This window comes from Bradyrhizobium rifense (assembly GCF_008123425.1).
Lineage (GTDB): Bacteria > Pseudomonadota > Alphaproteobacteria > Rhizobiales > Xanthobacteraceae > Bradyrhizobium > Bradyrhizobium rifense.
This window is the reverse complement of record NZ_VSSS01000016.1, coordinates 14243-27539: the sequence shown is the minus strand read 5'-3', so window position 1 is coordinate 27539 and position 13297 is coordinate 14243. Positions and strand designations below refer to the sequence as shown.

11 protein-coding genes and 1 pseudogene are annotated in these 13297 nt (G+C 64.0%); 6 read left to right on the top strand and 6 right to left on the bottom strand.

Annotation, left to right across the window (positions count from 1 at the left end):
- Positions 1–8: 8 nt before the first annotated feature.
- The 4 genes from FXB40_RS09550 to FXB40_RS09535 form a co-directional block, all read right to left on the bottom strand.
- A complete protein-coding gene (locus FXB40_RS09550; protein ID WP_148771955.1) occupies positions 9–860 on the bottom strand; it encodes a carbohydrate ABC transporter permease in 852 nt (283 codons plus the stop codon).
- Positions 857–1729 carry a carbohydrate ABC transporter permease gene (locus tag FXB40_RS09545; protein WP_148771954.1) on the bottom strand — a complete coding sequence of 291 codons (873 nt, stop codon included), beginning with the start codon at positions 1727–1729 and terminating at the stop codon, positions 857–859. The genes FXB40_RS09550 and FXB40_RS09545 overlap by 4 nt, the downstream gene beginning before the upstream one ends.
- Positions 1730–1949: 220 nt before the next feature.
- Positions 1950–3335, bottom strand: coding sequence for an ABC transporter substrate-binding protein (locus tag FXB40_RS09540; protein WP_148771953.1), 1386 nt, complete (start codon positions 3333–3335; stop codon positions 1950–1952).
- Between the two features lie 196 nt (positions 3336–3531).
- Positions 3532–5421, bottom strand: a complete 1890-nt coding sequence (locus FXB40_RS09535) for an AsmA family protein (RefSeq protein ID WP_187436770.1) — start codon at positions 5419–5421, stop codon at positions 3532–3534.
- A 273-nt stretch (positions 5422–5694) separates the two neighbouring features.
- On the opposite strand from FXB40_RS09535, the gene FXB40_RS09530 reads away from it, so the two are divergent.
- The 4 genes and pseudogenes from FXB40_RS09530 to FXB40_RS09515 form a co-directional block, all read left to right on the top strand.
- A complete protein-coding gene (locus FXB40_RS09530; protein WP_148771951.1) occupies positions 5695–6402 on the top strand; it encodes a CoA transferase subunit A in 708 nt (235 codons plus the stop codon).
- Positions 6403–6417: 15 nt separating this feature from the next.
- Entirely contained in the window at positions 6418–7068 is a 651-nt protein-coding gene (locus FXB40_RS09525) for a CoA transferase subunit B (RefSeq protein ID WP_148771950.1), read from the top strand.
- 22 nt (positions 7069–7090) lie between these two features.
- Entirely contained in the window at positions 7091–7729 is a 639-nt protein-coding gene (locus FXB40_RS09520; RefSeq protein ID WP_148771949.1) for a GNAT family N-acetyltransferase, read from the top strand.
- Between the two features lie 116 nt (positions 7730–7845).
- Positions 7846–8100, top strand: a pseudogene (locus tag FXB40_RS09515) (NnrS family protein); the annotation flags it as partial.
- Between the two features lie 3 nt (positions 8101–8103).
- On the opposite strand, the gene FXB40_RS09510 reads toward FXB40_RS09515, so the two are convergent.
- Complete coding sequence (locus FXB40_RS09510; RefSeq protein WP_148771948.1) at positions 8104–9132, bottom strand: AraC family transcriptional regulator; 1029 nt, start codon at positions 9130–9132, stop codon at positions 8104–8106.
- Between the two features lie 201 nt (positions 9133–9333).
- Between FXB40_RS09510 and FXB40_RS09505 the strand changes: the two genes are divergently transcribed.
- Positions 9334–9954, top strand: a complete 621-nt coding sequence (locus FXB40_RS09505) for a response regulator transcription factor (protein ID WP_148771947.1) — start codon at positions 9334–9336, stop codon at positions 9952–9954.
- A gap of 158 nt (positions 9955–10112) precedes the next feature.
- A complete protein-coding gene (locus FXB40_RS09500; protein WP_148771946.1) occupies positions 10113–11780 on the top strand; it encodes a mucoidy inhibitor MuiA family protein in 1668 nt (555 codons plus the stop codon).
- A gap of 59 nt (positions 11781–11839) precedes the next feature.
- Here the strand turns inward: FXB40_RS09500 and FXB40_RS09495 are convergent, their stop codons facing one another.
- Complete coding sequence (locus FXB40_RS09495; RefSeq protein ID WP_148771945.1) at positions 11840–13195, bottom strand: esterase-like activity of phytase family protein; 1356 nt, start codon at positions 13193–13195, stop codon at positions 11840–11842.
- Positions 13196–13297 lie beyond the last annotated feature (102 nt).

Here is a 13297-nt window from a genome sequence, read left to right as displayed (position 1 = left end):
GCCAATGTTCAGGACTTGACGGCGCCCGCTGTCAGCCCGCCCACCATGTAGCGGCGGAAGACGTAATAGACCGCGGCCGGCGGCAGCGCGTAGATGAAGCCGGTGGTCATCAACAGCTCCCAGGGCGAGTCGTCGGCGGCGAGGAAGTTGCCGAGTGCGACGGGAAGCGTGATCTCGCGGTCGTTCGAGAGCAGCAGAAACGCGTAGAGATATTCGTTCCAGGCGAGCAACACCGCATAGGTGCCGATCGCGACCAGCGAGGGCATCATCAGCGGCAGATAGACCAGGCGGAAGATCTGCAGCGTCGTCGCGCCGTCCATCACCGCGGCTTCATCCAGCTCGACCGGCAGCTTGTCGGAGGCCTGCTTCAGCACCCAGATCGCGTAGGGGCTGGCGATCGTCACCATCGCCAGGATCAGCGCCCAGTGATTGTTGAGCAGGCCGTAATTGCCCATGGTCCGGTACATCGGCACCGCAAGGAACGCTGCCGGAATGAAATAGGTGAACAGCGCAAGGTTCAGCACCATGCGTCCGCCCGGCACCTTCAGCCGCGAGATCGAGAACGCCGCGGCGGTCGCGATGAACAGCGTCAGCACGCCGACTGCGGCTGCGATCAGCGTTGAATTCCAGAACTGCGCGTAGAAGTCGCGCAGGAAATAATGCTGCTGCTTGAACACGATTTCGAAGTTGTGCAACGTCGGATGGTCCGGCCACAGCTTGCCCGAGAACGCGTCTTCCTTCGGGGAGATCGCGAACAGGAACATGTGATAGATCGGGATCATCGTCCACAGGAAGACGGGAATGCCGATCAGGAGCAGCCGCGCTTCCGTCGCGACGTCACGGAGAGAGGGAAGCTTCATCGCGACAACCGTTTCATCATGAAGTACACCAGCGGCAGGACGAACGGCATCGCGCAGACGATGGAGGCCATCGCGAGCGAGAGTTGGTCGAGCCGGAGATAGCGAATGCCGAGCGTCGACAGCACGTGCGTGAGGTCGGCCGGGCCACCGCCGGTGAGCAGATAGACGCTGTTGAAATCGCCGAGCGTCCAGATCATCGAGAGCAGCGTGCAGGTGATGTAGAGCGTCTGCATCGACGGCCAGGTGATGAAGCGGAATTTCTGCCACCAGCTCGCGCCGTCGACCTCGGCGGCCTCGAACAGGTCCTGCGCGATGGCGAGGCGGCCGGTGATCAGGATCAGCGTCCAGAACGGCAGCGACTTCCAGATGTGCACGCCGATTGCCATGGTCAGCGCCACGGTCGGGTCGTTCAACCAGTTCGGGCCGTCATCGCCGGTCAATGAAAAAATGAGGTGGTTGACCACGCCCCATTCGGGATTGAACATGAAGCGTACCGACAGGATGGTCGGGATCGACGGCACCGCCCAGGGCAGGATGAAGATCACCGAGAGCCATTTGATCCAGGTGCGTTGCTGCGCGAAGAAGCCGGACAGGAACAGCGCGATCAGCATCTTGATGTTGATGCCGATGACCAGGAAGATCAGCGTGTTGACCGCGGCGCGCGCGAAGATCGGGTCGTTATAGAGCGCGACATAATTCGACGGGGCTCGCGCCAGCCACAGCCCGTAGCAGACGGGATAGACGACGAAGGCGAGAAAAACGAGCAGATAGGGCGCGAGCAGCACGATGCCCCAGACCTGTGCCGGGGTCAGCCGCGGCGACAAGGGCGGTGAAGGGATCGCATGATCGTCAGAGAGCGTGATCGCCATTCTTTTTGGACTCTTCTCAATCTTTCACCTCTCCCCGCTTGCGGGGAGAGGCATAGGCCGCCTCCGGCGGCCGTTCTAGGAACGCCGAAGCGGAGCTTCGGCTATGTCGCCCTCGGGCGATCCGGGTGAGGGGGTACAGAACTCACCACAAGTATAGCTCGTGGTAGAGCCCATCACCCCAACCCTCTCCCCGTAAGAACGGGGAGAGGGAGGGATACAGTTAGCCTGCAACCTGCTTGATGCGGACGATCATCTCGTCGACGGCCTTGTCGACGGGGACCTTCTCGCTGACGACCCGGTTCATCGCCTTGGCCCAGATGTTCTCGTTGTTGAGAATCGTGAACTTCCAGTTCTTGGTGAAGTCGAACGGCGCAGTGCCGCCCGTGAACTGGTTATAGACCGCCTTGCGATGCTTGTCGGCCTGCCAGAACGGGCTGGCCTGGCTTTCCTTCGTCACCGGGAACCAGCGGCCGAGCGCGCCCTCGATATAGGGGCGCACATTGTCTTCCTGGAGCAGGAAGCTGATGAACTGCTTGGCCTCGGCCTTGTTCTTGGCCGCGGTGAAGATCAGCCCGGTCTTGACGTCGGAGCGATAGCGGATGGTCGTACCGTCCGGGGCCTTCGGGAAGGACGCCGTGACGATGTCCTGCTCATAGGCCTTCTTGCCGGCATCGCGCTGCTCCTGGGTGAGCGCCTGGTTCTGCGAATCCTCGAACCACTTCGCCGCGATCGAGATCGTGAAATTGTGGGTCATCACGATGGTCTTGTTGTGGAAGGCGACGTTGTTGTCTGGATCCTTCCAGGTCGTGGAGGAAGGCGGGGTGCAGCCCTTGATGTAGGTGTCGGTGTAGTCCTTCAGCGCGCTGATCAGGTTCTCGCGCACCTTGGGATCGTCGACCAGCAGCTTGCCGTCGTCGTCGACCAGCTTGACGTGGTAGGCGTCCATGAAGGTGTAGAACGACTGGAAGGCGTCGGTGGATTCCACGCCCATCGGCTGGCCGACACCGTAGATGCGCTGACCGGTGGCCTTGCGGATCCCCGGCTGCACCTTGTCGCACCAGAACGTCCAGTAGCCTGCCCAGTCGGTCGGGATGTCGGCGATCTTGAAGCCGGCCTTCTCCAGCATGTCGCTCCAGATCTCGACATGCATGCTCTGCTGCTTCAGCGGGAAGCCGTAATAGGCCTTCTTCTTGGTGACGTCGTTGTAGAGGATCGAGGCGTCCAGCGTGTTCTGCACGAACCGGTCCTTGATCGGCTCCATGACATCGGTCAGATCCTCGAGCTTGCCCTCGAAGGCCCACTTGCCCTGCGCCTGCACGTCATAGGAATCGGAATAGGCGACATCGGGCACGGTGCCGGCGTCGAGTGCTGCGACCGTCTTCGGAATCATGTCCTGGATCGCGTACTGCGACAATTCGACCTTGATGCCGGTCTTGGCTTCGAACTTCTTGATCGTGTCGAGCAGCGCGTCGTCTTCGGAGCGGTAGAAGCCCTTGCCCCACCAGACCGTAATCGTCTTTTGCTGCGCAAATGCGGGTGCAGCGGCTGCAAACAGCCCGGCCGCAGCGACCGCCAGTGATACAGCGCCAATAACCTTGGATTTCACGTTTTTCTCCCTCAAGCCGCCGGTGTTTTAACCGGTCGGATAAAACACTAGCGCATGGCCGCTATCCGATCTAGCGGCATGTTGTCAGACCTAGGTCGAGGGGTATCGGGCTAAAGGAGATGCTTAACACGGGGCACCGATGCGATCGCCGCATCAATGTGGCCGGATCAATTCGCTGATGTCGCGGACGCCGTCCTCAGTTGGACTTCGCGCTCTCTTTGGCGTTCTCCGCCGTCGGCGATCCCTCCGGTGCCTGTCGCTTTCCGCCGGTGATGCGCTGCTTCAGCAAATCGAGGAAAGGAGACGCCGCAGGCGACTGGCGGATCAGGGCCTCGGGATCGGGGAAGATCAGCGGATCGTCCCAGGGGCCCTGCACCATGAACGGCAGTTGAAAGCCGGACGTTGTGTTGAGGCTCGCCACACCCTTCATGTCGTATTCGCGCGTCGGCACCGATGCGGTGCCGGTCAGCGTGATCTTCGCCGAAGGTCCCTCGATGCGGATGTCCTCGGCGGTGGCGATCCCGTCGGCGAATTTCACGGCGATGGTGAGATTGTCAAAGGGCGTCGAGCCGTTGCGGAAATTGCCGCCGCCGGACAGCGGCCGGCGCTCCAGCCGCTTCAGAAGCTGCTCGGCGTTGAAGCCTGAGATCGCGCCGTCATGCCCGGTCACGGTGGCGGTGCCGTCGAGCGACTGCACCAGGCCGAACGGGCTCGAGCCGGAAGCAAGCAGCGACACGTTGATATTGCCGCGGCCGGACAGTTTGTTGAGGCCGAACAGTTCGGAGGCGCAGGCCTGGAGGTCGACGTCGGTGAACTGGAATTGCGCCTTGATGTCGGCGACGGTGTCGGAGCGCGAGATGCCGAACGAGCCCTTGGCGATGCCGCCATAGACCTGCGCCTCGCCGACCGAGAGCGCCAGCGTGCCGTTGCGCAAGTTCGCGCCGATCGCGGTGCGGCCGAGCTTCGTCGGCCCGACCGTCAGCTTGGCGGCCGACAGGCGCATGTCGAGGTCGGTGCTCGAAAGCCCGTTGAGATCGAACAGCTGCCTGTTCCAGTCGCGCGCGCCGCTCGCGAGCAGGCGGAAGGTGGAGATATAAGGCGTGAAGTCGAGTGCATCGGCGGCAAGCGTCGCCTGCAGTGTCTGCCGGCCGTTATTGGCGTAAGTCATGACGCCTTCGGCAGTGTTGCCGTCGAGCTCGACATTGACATTGGTGAGCGCGATCGAAGCGCCGACGACATTGGCGCGCGCCTTCAGCGCGAAGCGGCCGAAGCCACCGCTGCCGGGTTGCGGCTGACCAGTCCAGCGCAGGGCGTTGCGCAAGGACGGGCTGTCGATGGTGAGCGTGCCCTCCATCATCGGGCTGGTGCGGTTGGCGACGCTGCCGTCGAAAGCGAGCTTGAGCGGTGCGCTGGCGATCCGCGCCTTCAGGCCTGAGCGGTCGCCCGAAAGCGCCGCGACGAAATCGGCAAAGCTGATCGAGCCGTCGACGCGCTCGCCGCGCCAGTCGAACTGCCCGGTTGCGGCAAAGGAGCGCGAGATCGAGGGCCAGGCCAGCGACAGATCGATGTCCTCGAACTTCTCGGTGGCTTGCGTGGCGGCGTCCTCGAAATCGAGCACGCCGTCCTGGATCCTGATCTCGGAGAACGACACCTGGTTGTCGGCCCCAGGCTTCATCGTGCGCGCAATGGTCTGGATGAAGGGTGTCCAGTTGCTCTCGCCGTCCGGCTTCAGGCTGACATGGATGTGCGGCCGCAGCAGCGTCAGGTCGGCGATCTCGAACCGTTGCAGCAATAGCGGCAAGAGCCTGAGATTGGCAGTGAGCACGTCGACATGGAGCGCGGGGTCGGCGGTGCCGCCGCCCTTCAGGCCGACGTCATGGAACGAGATGTAGCTCGCCGGCAGCACGGAAATGTCGATGTTGCCGGCTACGCTGAGCTCAAGCCCGGTGACGTCGCGAATCTGCGCCTCCACGGCCTTGCGCAGAGCGTCGCGGTTGATGAGCCAGGAGGTCGCGATCAGGGCGATCAGCGCTACGCCGAGCAACGCCGCGATCGGCGTCCCGAGGCGCTTCATTCCTTGGGCCATGGTCAATGGCATGTCCTGATCGGGTTGGTCGCTGGAGCCAGAAGGGCGGGGCGGGAAACCTGCGCGCCCCACGCCCAACCCCCGCAACTTGATGGGTTTTCTTGTCGCTTTCAAGGCCGCGGACGGGTCTGCCCACGGCGTGGGCAGCTTCTACCACCGGCTCTCGGAACGGAGAACCCCGTATCATTGACGGCTTCGGACGATTTCGCCTAATAATCGCCGCCAATAAGGGCACGACGCCTGCAGGCCGCAGCTTCAGTCGAGGGTTTTTGCATGAACAAGGTCTATCCTGACGCCAAGTCGGCTCTTGAGGGCGTTCTCAAGGACAACATGATGATCATGTCGGGCGGCTTCGGCCTCTGCGGCATCGCCGAGGCGCTGTCGGACGCGATCCGCGACTCCGGCGTGAAGGGTCTGACCGTTGTCTCGAACAATGCCGGCGTCGACGGCATCGGGCTCAGCCGCCTGTTGGAAACCCGCCAGATCAAGAAGATGATCTCGTCCTATGTCGGCGAGAACAAGCTGTTCGCCCAGCAATTCCTCGCCGGCGAGCTGGAACTCGAATTCAACCCGCAGGGCACGCTGGCCGAGCGCATCCGCGCCGGCGGCGCCGGCATCCCGGCCTTCTACACCAAGACCGGCGTCGGCACGCTGATCGCCGAAGGTAAGGAAGTGAAAGAGTTCGACGGCGAGAAGTATCTGATGGAGCGCGGCCTGTTCGCCGACCTCGCCATCGTGCACGCCTGGAAGGGTGATACCGCCGGCAACCTGATCTACCGCAAGACCGCGCGCAACTTTAACCCGATGATGGCGACCGCCGCCAAGATCACGGTGGCCGAGGTCGAGCATCTGGTTCCCGCCGGTGAACTAAATCCCGACCACATCCACACGCCCGGCATCTTCGTGAAGCGCATCGTCGAGGTCGGCGCGGCCCAGAAGCGCATCGAATTCCGCAACACCCGCCCGCGCACCGCAGCTTAAGATCAGGAGAGTCACATGGCCTGGACCCGTGAACAGATGGCTGCGCGCGCCGCGAAGGAATTGCGTGACGGCTACTACGTCAATCTCGGCATCGGCATCCCGACGCTGGTCTCGAACTACATCCCCGACGGCGTCGACGTCAGCCTCCAGAGCGAGAACGGCATGCTCGGCATGGGCCCGTTCCCCTATGAGGGCGAAGAGGACGCCGATCTGATCAACGCCGGCAAGCAGACCGTGAGCGAGCTGCCCTCGACCTCGTATTTCTCCAGCGCGGATTCCTTCGGCATGATCCGCGGCGGCCACATGGATCTGTCGATCCTCGGCGCCATGCAGGTGGCCCAGAACGGCGATCTCGCCAACTGGATGATCCCCGGCAAGATGGTCAAGGGCATGGGCGGCGCGATGGACCTCGTCGCCGGCGTCAAGCGCGTCGTCGTGGTGATGGAGCATTCCGCCAAGGACGGCGCCAAGCTCCTGAAGAAGTGCAATCTGCCGCTGACCGGCGAGCGCGTGGTCGACATGGTCGTCACTGATTTGGCCGTGTTCACCATCGACAAGCACGGTGACGGCGGCATGGCGCTGATCGAGCTCGCCGACGGTGTCACGCTCGACGAGGTCAAGGAAAAGACCGAAGCCGAATTCCGCGTCGCGCTGAAGAACACGTAAGGTCATCGCAAACGGGGCGCGCATGACGACGATACGGTCTGCGCGTCCCGACGACGCTGATTTCATCGCAAGAATCATCCTGTCGTCGATGCGCGGCTATCGGTCGCGTGGCTGGTTCGACGTTGCGCTCGGCTGGCCTGAAGCCCAGTGCCTCGATTTCATCGCGCGTGTCGCGACGGCACGCGCGGTGTCGATGTGGCACGTCTCGCAGTTTTTGGTTGCGGAGATCGACGGGACGCCGGCCGGGGCGCTCTGCGCCGTGCCCGCGGCAGGCACTGGACCCGCGGCCTGGCGTGTGATCGAGGAGGTCGGTGCCGCGACCGGACTCGCGGCGTCAGAGCTGGAAGCCATCCGCCAACGTGGCGCCTATTCGCGTGCCTGCTGGGTTCAGGGCGGCGAAGGTGACTGGATGATCGAGCATGTCGCGACAAATCCCGCCTATCGTGGTCGCGGTCTCGTGCAGGCGTTGATTGCCCACGCGTTGGAGAAGGGGCGTGCGGCCGGCTTTGCCCGCGCGACGATCTCGTTCCTGATCGGCAACGAGCCCGCCGAACGCGCCTACGCCAAGGCCGGCTTTGTGTTCGCGGAAGAGAAGCGCGATCCCGCGTTCGAGGCCATTATCGGCGCGCCGGGCTTTCGTATGTTCGCGCGCGCGATTTAACCTCGCTGAGCAAGGGGTGGCGGTTGAGCGCGGTCGCGCCTCAATCTCGTCATTGCGAGGAGCCGTTGCGACGAAGCAATCCAGACTGTCTCCCAGGAAGATTCTGGATTGCTTGCGCGAGCCTTGGCCATACCGGGCAGGCGCTGACGGCGTCACTGGCGACGCAAGCCATCTACGTCGCGATCATCGTCGCGGCGCTGGCGCGGGTCGCTGCCGTGGTGCTTCCGTCGCATAGCGATGTGCTGCTGCACATCGCCGCCTGCGGTTGGATCGTTGCGTTCCTCGGTTTTGCGGCCGCGTTCGGACCGCTGCTTGCCGGCAATCCACGGCGCGCACTCGCCATCATGGGTGTGCCGGCTCCGGCGCGCTGAGGCTTAAGCGGCTGACGCCGGCGGGATGTCGGCCGGTGGCCGCACGCCCTTGCGCCAGTCGGTGATGGTGCAGCCGAAGCGCCCGCGGAACCAGCGGGCCATCGCGCTCTGTGCAGAGAAGCCGAGCTGTGCGGCGATATCCGCCAGCGGCCGGCCGGGGTCTTCGATCAGCTGGATCACGAGATCGGCGCGCTGCGCATCCAAGATTGCCGAGAAGCTGGTGCCGGCTTCAGCCAGGTGCCGGTGGATGGTGCGACGGGTGCAGGCGAGATGCTCGGCCACGCGTTCGACCGTGCAGTCGCCGCTCGCGAGCAGGAGGCGCACGACCTCGTCGACCTTCTCCTCCCAGCTTGCCGGCCGGTTTTCGATCGCCTCGATCCGCTTGCGCAGATAGTTCGCGATGAGGGGATGCGCGCTCGGGATCAGCCGCTCCATGTCGTGCGCCGACAGCAGGATCGCGTCCTCCTCCGCGTTGAAGATCACCCGGCAGCCATAGAAGTCGCGGTACCGTTTGCGGTCGTGCGGCGGCGGGTAGTGCAGGTGCACCTCCTGCGGCCGCCAGTCACTTCCAAACAGCGACTGGATGATGCGATGGACGCTGCCGAGCGCCATGTCGATCGACTGGCGTGGGGCCGTCGGTTGCCGCCCGCGCAGATGCAATGTGACGGTCACGGTTTGCTTGTCCCTGACGACGTCGAGCTTCATGCCGTCGTGATGCACATGGATGAAGCGCGAGAAAGCTTCGATGGCCTCGCCGACGGTCGCCTGTTCGCGCACGATCAGCCCGACCGCGCCGAAATTGGTCAGGCCGCCGCGCTCGGCCAGCCGCAAGCCGAAATCTTCGGCACCGGACTCCGCTGCCGACAGTTCGAGCAGGCGGCGCAGGGCGGGGACCGCAATGGGTGTATCTGGCTTGTCGAGGATGGCCAGCGACAGTCTGACCTTGCGCATCATCTGCCTGGGGTCGAGCCCGACCGACCGGGCGACCTCCGGGTAACAGCTCAAGCCTGCGCTGCGAATGAGGTCGGTCATGCGACCTGTTCCTGTCAGTCATTCCCGCAGATGTCCCGAAATGTAAAACTTCTGTCCCGATCCGTCAAATCCGGGAACAGGGCGGAACATACATAAGTGAAAGCGAAGCACCGGCGCGAATGCCGTGCTCATGACGGCGGGGCGCGATGAGGCCTCCGGCCGTCACGTGCCATTTGACCAAGACATTACTGGATCGGGATTATGCCGGGAAACATGCTTTCCAAGGGTGAGGTATTCGTCATTGAAACCGACGCTGCCTCCCGCGAACAATTGTCCAACGCGCTCCAGCAGAGCGCTTATGACGTGATCTGCTTCGCCGACGGCGCATCGCTGCTGTCGGAAGCCAAGGCGCGAATGCCGGCCTGCGTGTTGCTGGAGATGCCGCCGGATCGCTCTGCCCTCGACGTGCTCAAGCGCCTGCGCGAGGAAAACTGCATGGCGCCGGTGCTGGTAACTTCGGCGAACGGCAGCATTGCCATGGCGGTCGACGCCATCAAGAGTGGTGCGGCCGATTTCATCGAGAAGCCGTTTCGCACCCACGACGTCGTCGGCCGGATCGACGCCGCGATCGACGAATCCGTTCAGCCCGATTCGAGCCGGCAGCGCTGGCTGCCCGGCTGCGAGCCCCTGACCGCGCGCGAAGGCGATGTGCTCGCGCATCTCGCCGCCGGCCTGACCAACAAGGAGGTCGCCCGACGGATGCATCTGAGCGCGCGCACGATCGAGGGCTATCGCGCCAGCATTTTGAAGAAGGCCGGCGCCCGCAACGTGACGGATTTGCTCCGCCGCATCTTCGGCCTGGGTTCGCCCAGCCAAGCCTGAGGTTCGCCGTTGTTCCGCGGTCATGGTGCCGCCGCAGCGGCGCCCAACGGAAACCCCAATCGAACCGGTTCCTTCCCTGCCGCGTCTCACCACGATGGCGTGGCATGTTTTCGCAGCGTCCGGCTGGCGGCGCGGCGATATCGGCAGGGAGAAGTTTGATGCGCACGATCGCAAAATGTCTGGCGACGACGAGCCTGGTCCTGGTGACCGCAGCGCTCGCCTCGCCCTCATGGGCCGCCGATGTGGACGCCACATCGGCCATCGACACCGTCACGGTCTATCCTGATGGCGCCACCGTTACCCGCGTGATCGCGATCGATCTCACCTCCGGCGACAGCACGCTGGTCGCCAAGGATTTTCCACTCTCACTTGACCCATCCTCCCTCCGCGTCGAGGGTGAGGCGGGCGCAAAACTCACCATCGGCACCATCGATGCACGGCCGCCCCGCGCGGCGCCGCCGGTCAATCTGCCCGAGCTCGACAAGCGCATCGAGGCGCTCAAGGACGAGCGAGCCGACCTGCAAGGCGCGATCGATGCGGCGGCCGCCCGGCGCAAATTCGCGCAGCGCTTTGCCGAAGCCTCGCCCGCCGGCCTCGGCGAGAAGGGCGAGGCGCGCCCGATCACCGAGTGGCGCGCGGCCTTCACCGCCGTGGCCGAGGAGGTCGCGGCCGCTGAAACGGCGATCCGCGATGCCGCACGAAAGCAGCGAGAGATCGATCGCCAGATCGCGCAACTCGAAGCCGACCGAGCCGCCAAGCCGCCGAGCAAGCTGGAGGTGCGGATCGACGTCGCCTCGGCAGCCGCGACAAAGGCAACGCTGCGCGTGACTTACGCCGTCCGCAATGCGCGCTGGCTGCCGCTCTATGACGCCCGGCTCGACACCGGCGCCAAGGACCGCAAGCCGCAGCTCGAATTGATTCGCCGCGCTGAGGTCACGCAATCGACCGGTGAGGACTGGTCGAATGTCGCGCTCGGCGTTTCCACCGTCCGTATCGCCCGTGGCGGCAGCGCTCCGGAGCTGAACTCGCTGGTCGCGCGCTATCCGCAAGTCCCCAAACCGCAGGCGGACATGGCGATGCCTTCGTCTGCGCCGATGCAGCGTCAGATGCAGCTATTTGCGGGTAAGAAAGAAGAGGCGCCGGAGCCGCGCGAGCGTGCCGACGAACAGCAAGCGGTTGCGGAGATCGGCGATTTCCAGGCGACCTTCAAGATTCCCGGCCACGTCAGCCTCGGCGCCGCCGAGGGTGCCAAGAGCCTGCGCATCGCCTCGATGAGCGTGCCCGCCGATCTCGCGGTGCGCGCTGCGCCGGTGCTGGATCCCACCGCCTTCCTCGAGGCCAGCTTCAAGCAGACCGACGATGCGACCCTGCTGCCGGGCAAGGTCGCGATCTACCGTGACGGCGTCTTCGTCGGCCGCGGCAAGCTCTCGGCCTCGGCCAAGGACGATATCGTGCGGCTCGGCTTCGGCGCCGACGACAAGGTCAAGATCGAGCGTGCCGTGCTCAAGCGCAATGAGGGCTCGGCCGGCTTGATCGTGACGACGTCGAAGACCGACGAGCGCGCGTTCAAGACCACCGTCCGCAACGGCCATGACTTCCCGATTCACGTCGCGATCGAGGATCAGCTGCCGGTCAGCGAGAACGAGGAAATCGTCGTCGAGATGCTGCCGGCGACCACGCCGCCCACGGCCAAAGATATCCGTGACAAGCGCGGCGTGCTGGAATGGTCGTTCGACGCCAAGCCCGGCGAGGTCAAGGACATCAACTTCGCCTGGCGCGCCCGCTGGCCGAAAGACAAGAGCATGGTGATCGCGCCGTCGGGCTAGAGACGGTGCCTCTCCCTCTCCCCGCAAGAACAAGGAGAGGGAGTTGAGAGAGCGCTGCCTCACTTCGCCTTCAGGAAATCCGCGACGTCGAGCAACATGAACTCGTCGTCGTCGGCCTTGTTGGGATCGCGGCTCGACGAGAACGGCAGATTGTTGTCGTTGCCGACGATGATGTGGGTGTCGTCGACGCGATCGACGTTCTCGATGGTGAAGAACGGGAAGGTGTAGACGCCGTCATTGAGGGCTTTCCGCGCCTTCTTGTCGGGGTCCTGGATCTTCATCAGGTCGATATAGCCGATCTTGCGCACTGGCTTGCCGACATTGGCCTCCGAGAGCTCAATCTTGTAGACGCGCTTGAACTTGGCGACGTCAGGGAAGCAGTTGTCGCCGCGGGTGCCCGCAGGGCAGGCCTTGTCGGGCGTGCCTTCGCCGTTGTCGCGCTCGATGACGAGGCCGGCGCTCGGATCGATCATGTTGAAGTCGCCGATGGCGTTGCCGTTCTGCTCGAACACATACTGCCAATAGCGGCCGGTGAACTTTTCCGCGGCGACGTCGAATTCGAGGATGCGGGAGGCTTCCTTGCCGTCGACCCGCTCCCAATCCTTCTTGTCGGCATCCCATAGCGGGCCCTCGAGCAGGCCGTAGAGGAACTTGCCGTCCTTCGACGAGGCAAAGCCTTCAAAACCCTTGGAGCGGCGCAGATTGACGTTGGTGTAGGTCGCGCCCGGCGCGCCCGGCGTTCCCACCGCCCAATGGTCGGGCGAGCGCACCGGCTTGCCGTCGGCGATGGTCTCGAACACGGCGAGGATCTTGCCGGTCTTGTCGGCCTTCAGGACATAGGGGCCGAATTCGTCGCCGATCCAGAAGGTGTCGCCGATGATCTGGAATCCTTCGGTGTCGAAGTCGGAGCCGGTGAGATAGCGCTTCTCAGTGTCCTCGTGGACGATGCGGAACGGGACCTTCTTGTCGGGATCGTGCAGGAAGACGGTCTCCTGGCGCTCGATCTTGCCGCTGGCCCAATCCATTTTGTAACGGTTCAGGTACAGCATCGAGTCCGGCGAGTTTGCGCGCGCGCCCATGCCGTTGTCGGTGATGACCCAGAAGCTGCCGTCGGGCATCTTCTTGATGCCGGAATGGCCCTGCAGCGGCTGGCCCTTGAACGGCAGCGAGATGCCGGTCGAGCGCTCGAACGACTTGCCCATCACCGTGCCGAGCGCGTCGACGCGCTTGCCGGTGGTGTATTTCCCCGAGGTCATGAGATCGGCGGGCGCATCAGCCGGCGCGTCGATGAAGGTCGCGGCCGGCATCACCACGTGGCCGGCGAGCTTGGCCGGGAATTCGCCCTCGCTCTGCGCGAGCGCCGTGCTCGCGGTGAGAATGATCGTTGCGACGGTGCTGAGAAAAGTCGCGCGCATGTGCGTCTCCTGTTAACGGAGGCCGTCTTATGCGGACCGCATATTGCAGTTTTGTGAAACCGGGCCAAACGCCGCAGGCACCGGCTATTCCGTTACCGCGCG